This is a genomic window from Prochlorococcus sp. G4PB16 (assembly GCF_059772465.1).
On record NZ_CM186289.1, the window covers coordinates 1,260,872 to 1,279,304 of the forward strand.

15 protein-coding genes and 1 tRNA gene are annotated in these 18,433 nt (G+C 35.5%); 7 read left to right on the top strand and 9 right to left on the bottom strand.

Annotation, left to right across the window (positions count from 1 at the left end):
• Positions 1-87: 87 nt before the first annotated feature.
• Positions 88-549 carry a GNAT family N-acetyltransferase gene (locus tag AC6EIZ_RS07330; protein WP_498510058.1) on the top strand — a complete coding sequence of 154 codons (462 nt, stop codon included), beginning with the start codon at positions 88-90 and terminating at the stop codon, positions 547-549.
• A 155-nt stretch (positions 550-704) separates the two neighbouring features.
• On the opposite strand, the gene AC6EIZ_RS07335 is transcribed toward AC6EIZ_RS07330, so the two are convergent.
• The 3 genes from AC6EIZ_RS07335 to psbZ all read right to left on the bottom strand — a co-directional run bounded on the left by AC6EIZ_RS07335 (position 705) and on the right by psbZ (position 1,703).
• Positions 705-776, bottom strand: a tRNA-Gly gene (locus tag AC6EIZ_RS07335).
• A gap of 84 nt (positions 777-860) precedes the next feature.
• The gene (ribH, locus tag AC6EIZ_RS07340) at positions 861-1,337 is read right to left on the bottom strand and encodes a 6,7-dimethyl-8-ribityllumazine synthase (protein ID WP_498510060.1); all 477 of its coding nucleotides are present in this window, start codon (positions 1,335-1,337) and stop codon (positions 861-863) included.
• Positions 1,338-1,442: 105 nt separating this feature from the next.
• Positions 1,443-1,703, bottom strand: coding sequence for a photosystem II reaction center protein PsbZ (gene psbZ / locus AC6EIZ_RS07345; RefSeq protein WP_498510062.1), 261 nt, complete (start codon positions 1,701-1,703; stop codon positions 1,443-1,445).
• A 103-nt stretch (positions 1,704-1,806) separates the two neighbouring features.
• Between psbZ and mutS the strand changes: the two genes are divergently transcribed.
• Positions 1,807-4,575 (top strand): DNA mismatch repair protein MutS, encoded by a 2,769-nt coding sequence (mutS, locus tag AC6EIZ_RS07350; RefSeq protein WP_498510064.1) that lies wholly within the window; start codon positions 1,807-1,809, stop codon positions 4,573-4,575.
• 30 nt (positions 4,576-4,605) lie between these two features.
• Here the strand turns inward: mutS and AC6EIZ_RS07355 are convergent, their stop codons facing one another.
• Positions 4,606-5,238 (bottom strand): precorrin-8X methylmutase, encoded by a 633-nt coding sequence (locus tag AC6EIZ_RS07355; protein WP_498510065.1) that lies wholly within the window; start codon positions 5,236-5,238, stop codon positions 4,606-4,608.
• Between the two features lie 57 nt (positions 5,239-5,295).
• Between AC6EIZ_RS07355 and holA the strand changes: the two genes are divergently transcribed.
• Positions 5,296-6,324, top strand: a complete 1,029-nt coding sequence (holA, locus tag AC6EIZ_RS07360; RefSeq protein ID WP_498510067.1) for a DNA polymerase III subunit delta — start codon at positions 5,296-5,298, stop codon at positions 6,322-6,324.
• A gap of 26 nt (positions 6,325-6,350) precedes the next feature.
• Complete coding sequence (locus AC6EIZ_RS07365; protein ID WP_498510069.1) at positions 6,351-8,117, top strand: aspartate kinase; 1,767 nt, start codon at positions 6,351-6,353, stop codon at positions 8,115-8,117.
• A gap of 7 nt (positions 8,118-8,124) precedes the next feature.
• On the opposite strand, the gene uvrB is transcribed toward AC6EIZ_RS07365, so the two are convergent.
• Positions 8,125-10,161 (bottom strand): excinuclease ABC subunit UvrB, encoded by a 2,037-nt coding sequence (uvrB, locus tag AC6EIZ_RS07370; protein WP_498510070.1) that lies wholly within the window; start codon positions 10,159-10,161, stop codon positions 8,125-8,127.
• 88 nt (positions 10,162-10,249) lie between these two features.
• Positions 10,250-11,029: a DUF561 domain-containing protein gene (locus AC6EIZ_RS07375; protein WP_498510072.1), complete on the bottom strand. Its 780-nt coding sequence runs from the start codon at positions 11,027-11,029 to the stop codon at positions 10,250-10,252.
• A 130-nt stretch (positions 11,030-11,159) separates the two neighbouring features.
• Here AC6EIZ_RS07375 and tilS point away from each other — a divergent pair, with 130 nt between their 5' ends.
• Positions 11,160-12,140 carry a tRNA lysidine(34) synthetase TilS gene (tilS, locus tag AC6EIZ_RS07380; RefSeq protein ID WP_498513220.1) on the top strand — a complete coding sequence of 327 codons (981 nt, stop codon included), beginning with the start codon at positions 11,160-11,162 and terminating at the stop codon, positions 12,138-12,140.
• A 19-nt stretch (positions 12,141-12,159) separates the two neighbouring features.
• On the opposite strand, the gene AC6EIZ_RS07385 is transcribed toward tilS, so the two are convergent.
• The 3 genes from AC6EIZ_RS07385 to AC6EIZ_RS07395 form a co-directional block, all read right to left on the bottom strand.
• A complete protein-coding gene (locus AC6EIZ_RS07385) occupies positions 12,160-14,109 on the bottom strand; it encodes a ribonuclease J (RefSeq protein ID WP_498510074.1) in 1,950 nt (649 codons plus the stop codon).
• A gap of 76 nt (positions 14,110-14,185) precedes the next feature.
• Positions 14,186-15,094 carry a 4-hydroxy-tetrahydrodipicolinate synthase gene (gene dapA / locus AC6EIZ_RS07390; protein ID WP_498510076.1) on the bottom strand — a complete coding sequence of 303 codons (909 nt, stop codon included), beginning with the start codon at positions 15,092-15,094 and terminating at the stop codon, positions 14,186-14,188.
• Positions 15,087-16,124 carry an aspartate-semialdehyde dehydrogenase gene (locus tag AC6EIZ_RS07395; RefSeq protein ID WP_498510078.1) on the bottom strand — a complete coding sequence of 346 codons (1,038 nt, stop codon included), beginning with the start codon at positions 16,122-16,124 and terminating at the stop codon, positions 15,087-15,089. The genes dapA and AC6EIZ_RS07395 overlap by 8 nt, the downstream gene beginning before the upstream one ends.
• A gap of 152 nt (positions 16,125-16,276) precedes the next feature.
• On the opposite strand from AC6EIZ_RS07395, the gene tig reads away from it, so the two are divergent.
• Positions 16,277-17,695, top strand: coding sequence for a trigger factor (gene tig, locus AC6EIZ_RS07400; RefSeq protein WP_498510079.1), 1,419 nt, complete (start codon positions 16,277-16,279; stop codon positions 17,693-17,695).
• A gap of 43 nt (positions 17,696-17,738) precedes the next feature.
• Positions 17,739-18,395: an ATP-dependent Clp endopeptidase proteolytic subunit ClpP gene (clpP, locus tag AC6EIZ_RS07405; RefSeq protein WP_498510081.1), complete on the top strand. Its 657-nt coding sequence runs from the start codon at positions 17,739-17,741 to the stop codon at positions 18,393-18,395.
• Positions 18,396-18,433 lie beyond the last annotated feature (38 nt).

Here is an 18,433-nt window from a genome sequence, read left to right on the forward strand (position 1 = left end):
TTTTGAGTTATAATTATAGCATTCATAGAATCAAAAATTAAATTGATGGCTTAGTAATGATTTATTCTCTTGTATAGATTTTACGATATGAAAGATCTTACCCTAGTAAAGCATGCAAAAGGTGCTCCTGGCTTAAGTGTATTTGGATTAGGTCCAATGCTTTTACCTCAAAGAGGAATTATAAAGCTTAAATCCTTTTTAGATAGAAATACCTTATGGGCAAAAAGCCGAAGGAATCATGAAATTAAAAAAATGTTATCAAATAGTATAGCGATTGTAAGTGTTTGGAAAAATAATCAGATTATTGGATTTGGAAGAGCCACAAGCGATGGGATCTATAGAGCCGTTTTATGGGATATAGTTGTTGAAAAAAAATATCAAACATATGGAATAGGTAAATTAATAGTAAATTCAATATTAGAAAATAATTTAATAGTTAAAGTAGAAAAAATTTATATAATGACGACAAATTGTGAGGGATTTTATTTAAGCATGGGCTTCAAAACTGAAAGAGATCAAACACTTATGATTTTAAAAAATGAAAAATAATTTATTTTTTTAAAACTATATATTGTCTTAATTAGTCTAAAGCACATTTGAATTTATTCAAAAACAGTCTTCTAAATAAATCAAATTTCAAATTATTTATTTCTTTTATATTAATTAATACAAGAACTTAGCTGTGATTTTCATTTGTTTAAAAAAGCGGATGAAGAGATTCGAACTCTCGACATTCTCCTTGGCAAGGAGATGCTCTACCACTGAGCTACATCCGCATCAACACCATTAGTGTTTTGTATATTAAGCATGCCTCAAAAGAGGTGTTGTGGTCAAATAATTCTCTCAATTGACAAGATTTTTTAATTCACTGCCTTCATTAAAGAACCCATTTCAAGAGCTTGCAAAGCATAGCTCCACCCAAGATTGTTTTTAATTCCTGCTCTCTCAAGTGCTTGCTGCATAGTATCGGTAGTTAAAACACCAAAAACAATAGGCACACTAGTTTCTCTTGAAACAGTAGCTATACCTTTGCTAGCCTCTGAAACCACAACATCAAAGTGTGGCGTGTCGCCTCTTATCACTGCGCCCAAAGTAATTAAAACCTCGTATTTACCAGTTCGAGCAAGTTGTTGAGAAATAATTGGTAATTCAAAAGAACCAGGAACCCATGCAATATCTAATTGATTGCTCGAGTCTGATATGTCAATCCCGTGTCGGGACAAACAATCTAGACATCCGCTTAAGAGCTTATTTGTTATTAGATCATTAAATCTAGCTATAACTATAGCTACTCTTAAGGACGATGAATTTTCAAAGGTACCCTCTATTGTCGCCATTTTTTAAAGGCTTTTAACACTTACTAACAGTAACCTCTTACGAGTAAAATTAAAACTTTGAATTGAGAATTATTCGATATAAGTAATTCTTTTTAAACGTTTTTCTTACACACTCATTTGATGAGTGATGTATTCGCCAACCAAAGCCTGAAGTAGTACTAAATGGAACCACACTCCTGCAAGAATTTCGATCTTTTTAATGTTGGGATTTCTATTGTCCTCAGGATTGGTTTGGGTCATGTAAAAAACAGGAACACCAATTACCAAAAGCAATGATGAGAACAAAAGTGCGTTCGCGACGATTGAATTAATAGCCAGCATAATTGAAGCTGCAGAAAATTTCTCAATATTCAATAATTCTCCCATGTAAGGGTTTTTTTGACGTATTCCTCTTAATATTTGTAGCGAGGCTTCACATGCAAAAAAAATTAATTCTTCTAATATGCATTGATTGAATAGAGAGCTTTAAATGGCTGCCAGCCAAAACCCTATACAAGGCAGTCTATTTGGGGAAAAGGAGCACAGTGATACTAATGAAAGCAAACAACTTGTTAATTCAAAAACATCTAACAAGAATCTTTCACACCAAGAACTGAAAGAGGACGCATCACTCAGACCTCGCAAAAAAATTGCTTCTAACAATCGAAATCAAAAAATAGATCTCGATAAGTTTTCTCATTCGGAAATTGAAGAGCCAAAATGGTCTCATCATAATTTGCCAGAAATTGATGATCTCACTCCTGCATTAAGACATTATGTCCAATTAAAGATAGAGAATCCTGATCGAATACTGCTTTATAGGCTTGGAGATTTCTTCGAATGTTTTTTTGAAGATGCAATAACACTTTCACAGCTTCTCGAAATCACACTTACTAGTAAAGAGGGTGGTAAAAAAATTGGCAAAGTACCTATGGCAGGAATACCTCACCATGCATCTGATCGTTATTGCACAGAACTCATTAAAAAAGGTTTATCCATAGCTATTTGCGATCAACTTGAAGCTGCTCCATCAAAAGGTAATAAATTAATAAAAAGAGGCATAACTAGATTAATAACCCCTGGTACAATTTTAGAAGAAGGTATGCTAAGGGCTAAACAAAATAATTGGCTAGCTTCTGTTTTAATAGAACCCAACACGAAACAAGACAGAATTAATTGGTCTTTAGCAAAGATAGACGTCAGTACTGGTGAATTTATTGTTCAAGAAGGCAAAGGCACTAAAGATTTACGCCAAGAGTTAATTAAACTAAATGTAGCTGAAGTAATATCAGATGAAAAATCAATTTCAAACAAAAACTGGTATGAAGGATTACTAAATGTAACGGAGTTTAATCAAACATCATTTTCAAAAGTAGAAGCAAAGTCATCTATTAAAAATCATTATTGTTTAAATAGTATTGATGGATTAGGTATTCATTTAGATTCTCTATCTATAAGAACAGTTGGAGGATTGATCGCATATTTAAACAAAACTCATCCCAATCTTAATGATAATTCAAAAACAGGGAAGAAGACAAATATATGTATTGATTTTCCTAATGTAAAACATAATCAAGCAGGGCTAATTATAGATAATCAAACAAGAAGAAATTTAGAAATTACATCAACTCAAAAAAATAATAAATTTCATGGTTCATTACTATGGGCAATTGATAAAACATTGACTGCAATGGGGGGTAGATGTATGAGGAGTTGGTTAGAAGAACCTTTAACAGATCTTACTACTATCGAAGACAGACAGAAAGTAATTGGCTTACTAGTCCAATCCTCCAGCTTAAGAAGAAATATCCGAAAAGTTTTAAGAGCGATGGGTGATTTAGAACGTCTAGCAGGTAGAGCAGGAGCCCAACAAGCAGGAGCAAGAGATTTAATTGCTATTGCTGAAGGTATTAACCGTTTTCCTATTATTGCAAAGTATCTTAATGACCCAATATTTAAGGAAACTAATTTTTTTGACACTCTTATAAATTTGGATCAGGAGTTAATAGAAATTGCTTTAAAAATAAACAATCAAATCGTAGAAAATCCTCCTCTGAGCCTTACTGAAGGCGGGCTAATATATGATGGTATCGACCCTATACTTGATGGACTACGAAATCAACTTGATGATCACAATTCATGGTTGAAGTCTCAAGAAATAGAAGAAAGAAAGAATAGCAAAATTAACAATTTAAAGCTTCAATATCATCGTTCTTTTGGGTACTTTTTAGCAGTTAGTAAAGCAAAGTCTATAAACGTACCAGATCACTGGATCAGAAGACAAACATTAACTAATGAAGAACGTTTTGTAACACCAGATCTCAAAGAGAGAGAAGGAAAAATCTTCCAAGTGAAGGCGAGAATATCGCAAATTGAATATGAACTTTTTTGCAAACTTAGAATTCTTGTCGGACATAAATCAAACATTATTAGAAAAGCTGCAAAAGCAATATCTTACTTGGATGTTTTATCTGGACTATCTGAATTAGCAGCTACCAATAACTACGTTCAACCAAAAGTAGTTGATAATCAAGATAAAAATCTCTCAAGAAAATTATCTATTATAGATGGGCGTCATCCTGTGGTTGAGCAAATTCTAATTGATAAAATTTTCGTCCCTAATGATATAGAGCTTGGATCTGAGACTGATCTAATAATCCTTTCAGGTCCCAATGCAAGTGGCAAAAGTTGTTACTTAAGACAAGTAGGGCTCTTGCAAATCATGGCTCAAATCGGCAGTTGGATCCCAGCTAAGTCTTGCACGATAGGAATTGCTGATCAACTTTTCACACGCGTTGGAGCCGTAGATGATTTAGCTGCAGGTCAATCAACTTTCATGGTTGAAATGATTGAAACAGCTTTCATTTTAAATAAAGCCACTGAAAATTCATTAGTTTTATTAGATGAAATTGGACGAGGAACTTCAACTTTCGATGGCTTATCTATTGCTTGGTCAGTGAGCGAATTTTTAGCAAAAAAAATAAAAAGTCGTTCAATATTTGCAACTCATTATCATGAATTAAATCAAATTTCTGAATATATTGATAATGTAGAAAACTATCAAGTTCTTGTTGAATATAAAAATAATTCACTTTCATTCCTTCATAAAGTTGAAAGAGGAGGAGCTAATAAAAGCTATGGAATTGAGGCTGCTCGCCTTGCGGGAGTTCCTAAAGAAGTAATAGATAATGCAAAGATAATATTAAATAATCTTGAAAGAAATAGCTCCAAAACTATTGAAGTAAACAAAATAAATTAAAAGATAAAAATACAAAATTATTCTTTTTATTTAATTCTCTGCAGCTCTCAATAAGGCATTTATAGTAGCTGCAGCTAGGGATGCACCTCCTTTAGACCCCTCCAAAACAATATATTGACATTGACTGTTCAATAGTCGAATTTTACTCTCAGAAACACCAATAAAGCCAACTGGCATTCCAATAATTACACTAGGTGTTTTATAACCAGCTTCAACAAGATCTAATAAAGAAATTAAAGCGGTTGGTGAACTCCCAATTACGACTAATGGAGGATTCAATAAGTTATCTTTCTCCTCAAAATCTATCCATATATTTCTCATCCCAATTGCACTTCTAGTCGACAAAGATGGATCAATCGAAGTAGGAGCCATACTTAAAATGCATTGAACATCCGAATTTAACGTTCTTTTAGCCATAGGAGATATTGCCGCCTCTGCCATAGAAGTATCTGTCAAAATCGTTGCCCCATTCTGCAAAGCATCTATAGCGTCCTCGCAAGCCCTGGAACTAAACCTGATGGATGACTTCAATCCAAAATCTCCACTTGAATGAATGATCCGTTCTAAAATTGATTGTTGAACCTGATCAAGTCCATTAAAGTCAACATTTGATCTAATATATTTAATACTTTCAAGAAAAATCGGATGTTCTGGTGTTTTCACTGTTAAATTTGTCTAGCTAATTTAAGATCGGATCTTTTAACAACATATCTCTAGGTAATGCCAATACATTTAATATGGGGAGATGATTATGAAGCCAGTAATAGGGAAATAGAAGAAATAATTCAAACAGTTGTTGACCCTGTATGGAAAAGTTTTAATCATAGTCAAATAGATGGAAATGATACAAAACAAAATCTCAGAGCTCTTGAAGAGGCTCAAAGTGCTCCTTTAGGCAGCGGAGGTAGAATTGTACTTGTTAGAAGAAGCCCATTCTGTAACGGATGTTCTATTGAGCTTGCTGAGAAGCTTGAACAAGCAATTAAATTAATTCCTGATAATACACATCTGATTTTAAATAATTCAAATAAACCTGATAAAAGACTTAAAACAACTAAATTAATTCAAAAAAATATTCAATCAAATTCATTCTCTCAAGAAAAAAGTTTTAATCTTCCTCTGCCATGGGATATCAATGGACAAAGGAGCTTAGTAAAGAATAATTTATATAGATTAAATCTAAAAATGAATAATGAAACAATTGATTTAGTAGTAGAAAGCATAGGCAATGATAGCTCTTTAATCAATACTGAGCTGAAAAAACTCGCATTATTTTCAGAGGCACTGAATGAAGAATCAAATACAAATGAAATACAAGAAATCTCAAAAGATTTAGTCATCAAACTAGTTCAGAATAATTCCACTAATGCCCTTGAAATTGCAAATTTACTACTTAAGGGAGAGAGAGTTTTAGCTCTAAATAAAATTCAATCCTTACTAAATAATGGAGAACCAGCTTTAAGGCTAATTACAACATTGACTGGTCAATCAAGAGGATGGCTTTGGGTACATCTTTTAGATTCAGAGGGAAATCAGGACGTTAAAGAGATAGCTAAACTTGCCGGGATACCCAATCCAAAACGTATTTTTGTAATACGCAAACAAATTAAAGGTAAATCGTTGGAAGCATTGCTTGAACTGATGAAAAAACTTTTAAAAATCGAAATCTCAATAAAATCAGGAAGCAATCCAATCGATTCCTTTAAAGATAATCTGCTAACAGAAAGCAAAATTGCGACTAAAAACTGAAATAATCAATAAGTAGCGAGATTTTAATGACTTTGCTGGTTCAAAAATTTGGCGGCACATCTCTAGGAAGCATTGAGCGCATAAAAGCTGTCGCCCAAAGAATCAGATCAAGCAAAGAGCAAGGGAATGATCTGGTAGTAGTTGTTTCGGCAATGGGACATACCACTGATGAATTAACACAGCTAGCAACAGCCATAACAATTCAACCTCCTCATAGAGAGATGGATATGCTCCTATCAACTGGAGAGCAGGTCTCAATAGCATTATTAACCATGGCCCTGAATGAATTGGGAACACCAGCAATCTCCTTAACTGGAACTCAAGCTGGAATTATTACAGAATCAGCTCATGGACGAGCAAGAATACTCGAGATAAGAGCAGAACGAATAAAACACTTCATAGATCAAGGCAAAACCATAGTTATTGCTGGATTCCAAGGAACGAGTCTTGGTATGGGAGGAATTGCTGAAATCACAACTTTAGGACGAGGAGGGTCAGATACTTCTGCAGTCGCTTTAGCGGCATCTCTTGGAGCCGAAAAATGTGAAATTTACACTGATGTTCCTGGCGTATTAACAACTGATCCAAGAATTGTTAAAAACGCACAATTAATGAAAAGTATTAGTTGTGATGAAATGTTAGAACTTGCAAGCCTTGGAGCTGCTGTATTGCATCCTCGAGCAGTAGAAATAGCACGAAATTTCGGCGTAACACTTGTAGTGAAGTCAAGTTGGGACAATCTTGATGGAACGACTCTGACTAGTAAAAAGAATCATGTGTTTTCCAAAAGCGGAATAGAACATCGCAGTCCTGTTGATGGCTTAGAACTTGTTGAGAATCAAGCAGTCGTAGCTATATCTAATATTCCAGATCGTCCAGGAATTGCTGCTGAACTTTTTGAATCTTTATCAAAAGGTGGTGTAAATGTAGATCTAATTATTCAAGCAACCCACCAAATCAACTCTAACGATATTACTTTTACTATTGCAGAAAATGAATTAAATAATGCACAAGATCAGTGCCAAAAAATCATGAATACTATTGGCGGCGAGATATCTTCTCAAAAGAGTTTAACTAAACTAAGTATTTATGGGGCTGGAATCATGGGGAGACCTGGAATAACCTCATCTCTGTTCCAAACTCTTTCTGATTCTGGGATTAACATAAGACTCATAGCAACTAGTGAAGTAAAAGTAAGTTGTGTTATTGATGCAGAATTAGGGAAAAAAGCATTACGTAGTGTAGGAGACATGTTCAAACTCACTAACAAACAAATTACTCTTAATCCTATTATTGAAAATAACAATGAGCCAGAAGTAAGAGGCATAGCTTTAGATAAAGATCAAATCCAAATCAGTGTGAAACATGTACCAGACAAACCAGGGACTGCTTCAACTATATGTTCAACATTAGCTGAAAAAAATATCAGCTTAGATACAATAGTTCAATCAGAAAGAAAGCACCAAGATAGAACTAAAGATATTAGTTTCACATTAAAGAAAAATGATAGAAGTGATGCTAAATATGCATTAAAAGAATTAATATCCAATTGGAAGGGAGCAACACTCGAAGAAGGAGAATCAATAGTCCGAATTAGCGCAGTTGGATCTGGAATGCCTTTCACGAAAGGAACAGCCGGTAAAATTTTTAGAGCTCTAGCTAATCAAGAAATCAATATAGAAATGATCGCCACTAGTGAAATCAGAACAACATGTATTATCTCAGAAAAATATGGTGAAAAAGCATTAAATGAAATTCATTCATGCTTTAAACTCGGAGAAAATATAAACTAGCAAGATATTATTTACCGACTAATCTATGTCGTAGTTTCTTTATACGATCTCTAAGAATCGCAGCTTTTTCAAAATCTAAATCTTTGGCTGTTGTTTTCATTTTAGATTCTAATTTTTCAATTAATTCAGGCAAAGAATCTAAAGATATGGTGCTATCGGAATCTTTAGCGCTATGGTCAATTAACTTATCTGCAATATCAACAAAATCATCGGGATTTCCATCTTGATTTAATTTTCTTGAAAGCTCTAAAAAAGATAGAATTGAATTATTAGCCTTCTTTCCTGCTGGTTTAGGAGTTACTCCGTTCTCAACATTATAAATCTTTTGGATTTCACGGCGTCTTTCAGTCTCACTAATAGCCTTTGCCATCGAATCAGTCATGTTATCTGCATAGAGCAAAGCCAAACCTTCAACATGTCTTGCTGCTCGTCCGATTGTTTGTATCAAAGATCTTTGAGCTCGTAAAAATCCTTCTTTATCTGCATCGAGAATGACGACAAGAGAGACTTCAGGTAAATCTAAACCTTCTCTTAAAAGATTAACGCCTACTAGTACATCATATTCTCCCATTCGTAAATCTTGAATAATTTCAATTCTCTCGATTGAATGAATTTCTGAATGTAAATAGCGAACTCTTATTTTATTTTCGGATAAATAATCTGTAAGATCTTCAGCCATTCTTTTCGTAAGGGTTGTAATAAGTATTCTTTGATTTTTCAAAGCTCTTTTTCTAATTTCAAAAAGTAAATCTTCAACTTGTCCCTGGGTTGGACGTACTTCAACCAAAGGGTCCAGAACTCCAGTAGGTCTAATCACTTGCTCAACTATATTATCTTTACTTTGAGTCAATTCCCAATCACCAGGAGTCGCACTTATAAAAACAGTTTGTTTGGCTTTATTCCAAAATTCAATATCCTTTAAAGGACGGTTATCAGCTGCACTTGGTAGTCTAAAACCATGATCTATTAACACTTTTTTTCTGGCTTGATCACCATTATACATAGCTCTCAATTGAGGACACGTGACATGACTTTCATCAATGAGTAACAACCAATCTTCAGGAAAATAATCAATTAGACATTCGGGCGCAGAGCCAGGTTCTCTACCAGAAAGATGACGAGCATAATTTTCAACTCCATTACAATAACCAACTTCTTTTAGCATTTCTAAATCATAAATTGTTCGTTGTTCTAATCTTTGAGCTTCGAGTAATTTCCCCTCTTGATTAAGAAATTCTAATCTATCTTTTAATTCTTCTTTTATTGATTTAATAGCAGATTCCAAACGATCTTTAGGTGTTACAAAATGTTTTGCTGGATATATATTAATTGAGTCAAGTCTATTTAAGATTTCTCCGGTAGTAGGGTCAACATAACTAATACTTTCAATTTCATCTCCAAACAATTCAATTCTAACAAGTCTGTCATCATAAGCTGGTCCTATTTCTAATACATCTCCTCTTACTCTAAATCTACCTCTACTGATTTCTATATCGTTACGTGTATATTGATTTGAAACTAATGATCTAAGAGAAGATCGTAAATCAATACTTTGAGCAACTTGAAACTTAACGGAAGCCTTTAGATATTCGCTGGGAATTCCTAGACCATATATACAACTAATCGAAGCAACAACTATGACATCATCTCGTTCAAATAAAGATCTGGTCGCGGAGTGGCGTAACATATCAATTTCTTCATTAATTGATGATGTTTTTGCTATGTAAGTATCACTAACTGGAACATAAGCTTCGGGCTGATAATAATCATAGTAAGAGATAAAATATTCAACAGCATTCTCAGGGAAAAATTCCCTTAATTCATTACATAATTGAGCTGCAAGTGTTTTATTGTGAGCTAGAACCAAAGCAGGCCGGCCAGTTTGGGCTATAACATTAGCTATCGTAAAAGTCTTTCCAGTTCCAGTTGCACCTAATAAAGTTTGAAACTTTTCTCCCTCATTCACACCTCCAACCAGTCCTTTTATAGCTGCAGGTTGATCGCCTTTTGGAACATAGGGAGCTTGAAGTTGGTATTCAGGCATATACTTAATTAATTTCTAAAAAAGACATATTTATTGATTCCATATTCTTCACATTTTGATCAAAAAGTTTTCAATTACCTTATAAAAATCATTGGCTAATCGTGGAAGCCAATTTAAATGAATCTAAAGCCTGACGAAGACCTTTTACTGTGGCAATCATAGCTAATTCATTGTTCAATTTATTGACAGCTGAGCCAATCCCAACCCCACTAGCTCCTACTGATATAGCCATAGGGACAGTAACTTCAGAGAGTCCAGAGGCACAAATCACAGGTGTATTATCGTTTCTCTCCTTTAAAGCGGAGGCGATAGCAAAAGTTCCAGCCAATGTAGGGGATGCTTTTTCTATTAAACCTAAAGTTCCAGGACTAATGGGATGAGAGCTCGTCCCTCCTTCTGTCTGGATTAAGTCAATCCCTCTATCAACAAGGTTTAACGCTAATTGAGCTTGGCTATCTAAAGGCAAAATATGGGGAACGGTTACTGACAAAACAACTTCAGGTAAAAGGCGTCGAGATTCAACTGCTAATGAGAGTACCTCGTCAGCCGAGAAAAAACGCCCATCCGGATAAAAAGAATCAAAGTTTCCAATCTCAATAATTGATGCTCCTGCTTTAACAGCTTCAGGGAAAAGCTTTGGTTCCACAGAACTTACGCATACAGGAATATTAGAGGCCTCCACAGCTAGTTCTACTAAATTGGGTTCACAAGCAATATCCAATAAATCTGCACCCCCAAGACCCGCCGCTTTCGAAATTTTTAATACTGATTCTGAACTAAAATTATTCAAGCCAGAAATTACTTTCAATAAAGATCTATTTTGAATACTCTTGTGAAGTGAAACTGGCAATGTCCGTAAACGTGTCATAAAAACATCAACTATTAATCTGATTGTGACACTGACTCAGCAAAAGAACTCAAAAAATGCGAATAGAGCTCTGAAACCAAAGCAAATGTCACAATCCACTGAAAATGACAGGTCTTGGAGTAAATGGCACATGCGTTTGCACAAAAGGCTTAAACAAAATAAATCTTTACTCCCCAGAAACTCCACCCTTCTTTTAGCTATATCTGGTGGGCAAGATTCAATGGCCCTTCTTAAATTAATTATTGATTTAAAAAGGCTATATGAATGGCAAATCGAAATCTGGCATGGAGATCACCAATGGCATGCACAATCTAAGAAAATAAAAGATGAACTAAAAAGTTGGTGTCTGAGTAAGCAAATATCATTTCACTCTAAAAAAGCCCTAAAAAAAGAAGTAGATAATGAAGAAAAAGCAAGAGATTGGAGATATAAAAACCTAATAATTAAAGCTAAATTATTATCATCAAAAAATATATATTTTCCATGTACAAGAATATTAACTGGTCATACAGCTACTGATCGTGCAGAGACAATAATTATGAACTTAGCGAGAGGGAGTGATCTAATTGGGATTAGTACCCTTAAAGAACAAAGAACTTTAGAAAATAATTTAAAATTAACTAGGCCTTTAATGATTTTCAATAGAAACGAAACTCTCGAAATTTGTAAAACGTTTAATTTGCCAATTTGGATTGATCCTTCAAATGAAGATATAAATTTAACAAGAAATAAAATTAGAAAAGAAATATTACCGATTTTAAATTCAATCTATAAAGGTGCAGATTCAAGAATAGCCTCTTTAGCTAAAAGACTTGAAAGTCACAGCGAAGACCAACAATTATTAGCAAAAATAGCAATAGAGTTTTGCCAAGGAGACGAAATAAATTCTCTTTCCAGGGAAAAACTAGGCGATTTAAAAAACTCTATAAGAAAAATAATACTAACTAATTGGTTAAAAATGTTAGGAGTAAGAAGATTAACTGCTTTGCAGATCGAAGAAATAAATACAAAAACATCTCAAAGTAATCCACCTGGAACTATCCATCTCCACGGAGATTTCCTAATAAGATGGAATAAAAAAGCTATTTATCTAACGAACAAGACTGATTAAGAAAACAATTGTTCAGTTTTCAGCTAATTGCTGATCTACGACGTCTTGTTCTTCCAGTTGGCATTTCGTCCGAATTGATTTCATTCTTTGATTTTTGTTCTGATAACGAACTTGTCTCCTTGTTTGTTAGGGATGTATTAGTAGTCTTAGATGCTTTATCTGCAGTTTTTTTAACTACTTGTCGTGAGTCTGGCTGTTGATCAAGTTGAGGTTTATATGCACGAGTCCCACCAGGAGCAGGTTGAACAAGGCAAAGAATTAATGGCTCAGCTTGAACCTCCCTTCTTAATCGGCGAGATAATCCTGATTCCACCTCTCTTTGTAAACCAATCCAATCGACCTCGACTGACTTACCTCCTGTTTTAAGAACGAGCTGTTTCCATCGATTTTCCAATACCCAATTAATCTCTCTCTCAGTCCAATTGACCATTGTTTTAGCATCGACATTGGTAATAACACCTCGAAGATTCACCCTCGGTGGTGCAACCATTACACCATCAGTGCTAATTGGAGTAAGAACCGTGATAACTCCATCATCAGCAAGTTGCTGACGTTCTTTTAAGACTCGAGTATCCACAACCCCTGTCCTAGAGGAATCGAGTAATTCCACGCCAGATTTAACTGGAGACCCTTGAACGAGAGAATCAGGTCTTAATTCAGCAACGTCCCCATTTTCCATAACCAAAACATTTTCCGGATGAACCCCCATTGATACTGCTGTTTTCCCATGAAGAACTTGCATTCTGTACTCTCCATGCACTGGGATGAAGTATTTAGGTCTAGTTAATCCAAGCATCCATTTTTGATCTTCTTGACATCCATGGCCTGAGACATGAATACCCTTATCTTTGCCATAAATAACTTTTGCTCCCAATTTTATTAATTTATCAATTGTATGCATTACGGAAATAGTATTTCCAGGAATAGGACTTGCAGAAAAAATGACAGTATCACTAGTTTTCAATTGAACATGTTGATGCTCGCCTCTGGAGATACGACTCAATGCAGCCATTGATTCTCCTTGACTACCTGTCATCAATAAAAAAGTTTCTCTATCAGGCAAGTCTCTGATCTGTTTAATAGGGAAAAATAAATCATCAGGGAAACGCATGTATCCAAGTTCTCTTGCTTTCCCAACCACATTCAGCATGGATCGGCCAAGTAAACCGACTTTTCTACCATTTTTCATTGCCAACTCTAAAAGCATCGCTACGCGATGAGTTGAACTAGCAAAAGTCGTAACCATCACTCTGCCCTCAGCAGTAGCAATGTATCTGTCTAAATTTGGAAAAACAGAATATTCAGAGGGGGTAAATCCTGAAACTTCAGAATTGGTTGAATCTGATAGCAGACAAAGAACACCTTTATCTCCATAGTGGGCCATTCTAGCTAAATCTGAAGGCTGCCCATCAGGTGGAGTATGGTCGAACTTAAAATCGCCAGTAAAAAATACTACTCCCACTGGAGTCGTTACCGCGAAGGAATAACTATCAGAAATTGAATGTGTATTTCTAACAAATTCAACTGAAAAATGTTGTCCAACTTTGATTACTTCTCTTGGTCCACATACTTGTATTGTTGTCCGATCAGCAACTCCTGCTTCCTCCATCTTTCCCCTAAGCATAGACATAGCAAGAGGTGGACCATAAATAATTGGAATATTAAAATTCTTTAGATGATGAGAAATTCCACCGATATGATCTTCATGTCCATGAGTTACGACCAACCCCCTTATTCGACCTTGGTTTTCACGTAAATAAGTCGTGTCTGGCATGACAACATTTACCCCATGCATCCCATCAGTTGGGAAGGCCAGACCAGCATCAAGAATCATGATGTCGTCACCATATTCAAATACACAAGTATTTTTTCCAATTTCCCCTAGCCCACCTAAGGGAATAATCCTCAAACAAGGAGTTTTTGATTGATTATTTTTTGAAACTTGAGAATTGATTGAACTTGATGTCATGGAAAAATTTATGTAAAAAACTTGGTTGTTACCTAAATGAAAGTACGAACCACTCACTTGGGAGCGAGGGAACAGATCAAACCAATCTCATTGAAGAGAGTATCTTCAAGAGTTCTTCTTTCATTTCGCTGTTTAAAGAGACTAGAGGACTTCTAGGAGGTCCAACAGACCAACCAATTAATTGAAGTGCCGCTTTAACAGGAATAGGATTTGTGGTTGCAAAAAGAGATTTAAAAAGAGGTTGTAATATCTCATGCAAATAAAGTGCCTCAGCGTATTTACCTTCTAAAAAACTCTCTATGATTACCTTCAAACTTGGACCAACTAAATGACTTGCAACACTAACAACACCTACTGCTCCCACAGAAAGCATTGGTAAAAGCAAAGCATCATCACCGCTATAAATAGCTAAATCTGATCCACAATAGTTTCTTAATTGAGTCACTTCCTCGGTTGTTCCGCTTGCAGCTTTAAAACTGACTACATTACTGCAATCCATAAGCTTACCTACAATAATAGGCGATATAGAACATCCTGTCCGCCCAGGAATGTTATAGAGCATCAAAGGTAACTCAGGCGCAGCATTAGCGATAGCGCGAAAATGAACTTCTAATCCTTCCTGCGGTGGTTTGTTGTAATAAGGAACAACTACTAATGCACCATCAGCCCCTGAATCAGCTGCTGCCTTTGTAGCTTCAATTGCTTCAGAGGTCGAATTACTTCCTGTTCCAGCTAAAACTTTAGCCCTAGAGCCTAAAGAGTTTCTCACTGTTTCCAGCATCTTTTGTTGTTCTTGCCAAGTTAAAGTTGGTGACTCTCCTGTAGTTCCACATACAACGATGCCATCTGAACCTTGATCTACTAAATAATTTGCCAAATCAGCAGCAAGACGATAATCAACTTTCCCATCTTCATTAAATGGAGTCACCATTGCAGTTAACATCCTTCCAAAAGGTGCTGGTGATAACAAAGCTGACTTATTCATGATTTTTTGGCAATAGAAGTTCAGCAATCTGCACTGCATTCAGTGCAGCTCCTTTTCGGATCTGATCACCACATAACCATAGTTCTAAGGCATTGGGATTACTTATATCCTGCCTTATACGGCCAACAGATATTGGGTCTCGACCAGTTACATCTTGTGGCATCGGAAAACGATTGTTTCCCAAATCCTCAAGGATCTCAACTCCTGGGGCAGAGTTCAAAATCTCATAAGCTTCTTGTACTGGAAAAGGCTTTTTAAATTCAATGTTTACCGCTTCAGAATGCGCTCTGAAAACTGGAACTCTTACACAAGTTGAAGTCAAAGAAAGTTTGGGATCTCCAAGAATCTTTCGAGTTTCATTAACCATTTTCATCTCTTCCTCACAATAATTATTCGATTGCAAAGGTGAATTATGCAAAAAAAGATTAAATGCTAAGGAATAAGGAAGCACTTGACTTTTTGGAATTTTGCCATCTAAAACTTCTTGACTTAATTTTCCTAATTCTTGCATTGCCATTGCACCTGCACCACTGGCTGATTGATAGGTTGATACAACTACCCTCTTTATTGGGATATATCTGGTCAATGGAGATAGAACCAAGGCTAATAAAATAGTCGTACAATTAGGATTTGAAATTAATCCTTTGTGCTTTCTAGCATCGTTAGGATTGACTTCTGGAACAACCAAAGGAACATTCTCGTCCATTCGAAATGCACTGGAGTTATCAATCATCAAAGCACCAGAATTTTGAATTTTATCTTTCCACTTACGAGATATGGAACCACCAGCTGAAGCTAAAACTAAATCTACATTTTCAAAACTATCTTTAGTTGTTTCCTCCACTTTCAACTTATTTCCACAAAAAGTTTGAATTTCCCCTGCTGAACGATGAGAGGCCAGTAAAATCAATTTTTTAATAGGGAAAGATCTCTCTTCAAGCAAAGTCAGTAATTCCTTACCTACAGCTCCACTCGATCCAAGGATCGCAACTGTAAGAGGTCTATTTGGAAGAGCAAACTGTTGGTTCAAACTTGATGCAGAGAATTAAAGGTTTAACAAAAAATTTTTTCTTATTGGAAAAATCAACAAATAACAAATTTTTCGATGGTTTTTAGGCCACAATAGCTTTGGAAGTGAATTAACGCTTTCTTACGCTAACCAAATTTGAGAATTCCGTTTCAATGAGTGCTGCCAAATTAAACGTAAAAACCAGTTCGAAACCTAATAGCAGAATTGCTGTAGAGGTAGAGGTACCAGCAAATCGATGCAAAAATAGTTATGACGAAGCTTTAAGCAAACTCAGCAGATCTATCTCAATCCCAGGTTTTAGGAAAGGTAAAGTCCCAAAATCAGTAGTAATCCAGCAACTTGGAGTAAAAAGAATACAAGCCTCTGCACTGGAATCACTATTGCAAAAAGTATGGACAGAAACATTAGATCAAGAGGGAATTGAACCTTTGTGCGAACCTGAACTCAAAGATGGCTTCGATACTATTTTAGAGAACTTCAATCCTAACAAAACTCTTATATTAAACCTGGAAACTGATATAGCCCCTATCCCAAGTTTAAAAAAATCTTCAGGGCTTACTGCAGAGGTAGAGAATTTAATCTTTGATCCAAAAAAAGTAGATGAGCTTATTGAGCAATCCCGATCTCAACTAGCAACTAAGGTGCCAGTTAGTGATCGTGCCGCAAGAAAAGGAGATATTGCTTTAGTAAGCTTTAAAGGAAGTTTCTTAGATGATGGAAGCGAAATTGAAGGTGGAAGCGCAGATTCAGTAGAAATCGAACTTGAAGAAGGGCGAATGATTCCTGGTTTTATTGAGGGTGTCATTGGAATGAACATCAACGATAAAAAAATATTAAAGTGTGAATTTCCGAAGGATTATCATCAAGAAGATGCCAAAGGCAGAAAAGCAGAATTTAATGTCAGTCTGGAAGATTTAAAAATCAAGGAATTACCAGAACTAAATGACGATTTTGCAAAGCAAGCAAGTGATAAAGAAAATATGTCTGACTTACGTTCAGATCTTGAAAAAAGGCTTAAAGAGGATACTGAAAGAAAACAAAAGAAAAATAGACAGGATTCACTTCTTGACGCTTTAGTCAAAGAACTAGAGGTTGAGCTACCAAAAAGTCTTATTGACCAAGAGGTGCGACTAATTGTTGAACAGACAGCTCAAAATTTTGCTCAGCAAGGTATCGATGTCAAATCAATGTTTACTCCAGAGCTGGTTAAATCGCTAATGGAATCCTCAAAAGGCGAAGCAGAGAAAAAGCTTCGTGAAAAACTCGCTCTAAATGCTTTAGCTGAATCTGAAAAAATTGAAGTTTCAGAAAAAGAAATCAATTCAAAACTTGAACAAGTTGAATCTGATATCAAACTTTCAAACGAAAAAAATATCGACAAAGATCGACTCAAAGAGGCTATTACCGATGATTTATTACAAGAAAAATTATTTGTCTGGCTTGAAGAGAATAATACTGTTATAGAGAAAACCCCACAAAAAACTAAGGATAAAAGCAAAGAGAAAAGTTCAAAAAAGACAACAACAAAAACGAATAAAGAAAAGAAAAGTTCTAAAACACCCAAATCCTAGTTTCTACACATAGATTACAAGTAATAGCTATCTACAGTTCAAGTTGATTGAAGCAAGACAAAATCACCCCATAAATAGTTTATGGAAAAACTCTTGTCTGTTTTCAGGACCGGGAGTACTGCCAACAGTAATCGAACAATCAGGTCAAGGTGATCGTGCATTTGATATTTACTCTCGATTACTTCGAGAAAGAATCATCTTTCTTGGAACCGATGTAAATGATCAAGTTGCTGATGCATTAGTTGCTCAAATGCTTTTTTTAGAAGCTGATGATCCAGAAAAAGATATTCAGTTATATATCAACTCTCCTGGAGGATCCGTAACTGCGGGACTAGCGATATATGACACCATGCAGCAAGTTAGTCCGGATGTCATAACAATTTGCTACGGCCTTGCAGCAAGCATGGGAGCTTTTCTTCTCTCTGGAGGGGCAAAAGGAAAAAGACTTGCATTACCCAATTCCAGAATAATGATTCACCAACCTCTTGGTGGAGCTCAAGGGCAAGCTGTGGAAATTGAAATCCAAGCAAAAGAAATTCTCTATTTAAAAGAGACTCTTAATTCACTTTTAGCTGAACATACTGGGCAAGATATTGAAAAGATTTCAGAAGACACTGATCGAGACCACTTTCTTTCTCCTCAAGAAGCGGTTGAATATGGCCTGATCGACAAAGTGGTTTCTAATCTCAACTCCATATGAATCATTAAGGAAAGCTGACAAGACATCAATCCTCAATG

Excerpts from the sequence above, each read along its gene's own strand:
- AC6EIZ_RS07330 (WP_498510058.1), top strand. The coding sequence starts at position 88 with ATGAAAGATCTTACCCTAGTAAAGCATGCAAAAGGTGCTCCTGGCTTA.
- ribH (WP_498510060.1), bottom strand. The coding sequence starts at position 1,337 with ATGGCGACAATAGAGGGTACCTTTGAAAATTCATCGTCCTTAAGAGTA.
- psbZ (WP_498510062.1), bottom strand. The coding sequence starts at position 1,703 with ATGGGAGAATTATTGAATATTGAGAAATTTTCTGCAGCTTCAATTATG.
- mutS (WP_498510064.1), top strand. The coding sequence starts at position 1,807 with ATGGCTGCCAGCCAAAACCCTATACAAGGCAGTCTATTTGGGGAAAAG.
- holA (WP_498510067.1), top strand. The coding sequence starts at position 5,296 with ATGCCAATACATTTAATATGGGGAGATGATTATGAAGCCAGTAATAGG.
- AC6EIZ_RS07365 (WP_498510069.1), top strand. The coding sequence starts at position 6,351 with ATGACTTTGCTGGTTCAAAAATTTGGCGGCACATCTCTAGGAAGCATT.
- uvrB (WP_498510070.1), bottom strand. The coding sequence starts at position 10,161 with ATGCCTGAATACCAACTTCAAGCTCCCTATGTTCCAAAAGGCGATCAA.
- AC6EIZ_RS07375 (WP_498510072.1), bottom strand. The coding sequence starts at position 11,029 with ATGACACGTTTACGGACATTGCCAGTTTCACTTCACAAGAGTATTCAA.
- tilS (WP_498513220.1), top strand. The coding sequence starts at position 11,160 with ATGCGTTTGCACAAAAGGCTTAAACAAAATAAATCTTTACTCCCCAGA.
- AC6EIZ_RS07385 (WP_498510074.1), bottom strand. The coding sequence starts at position 14,109 with ATGACATCAAGTTCAATCAATTCTCAAGTTTCAAAAAATAATCAATCA.
- dapA (WP_498510076.1), bottom strand. The coding sequence starts at position 15,094 with ATGAATAAGTCAGCTTTGTTATCACCAGCACCTTTTGGAAGGATGTTA.
- tig (WP_498510079.1), top strand. The coding sequence starts at position 16,277 with ATGAGTGCTGCCAAATTAAACGTAAAAACCAGTTCGAAACCTAATAGC.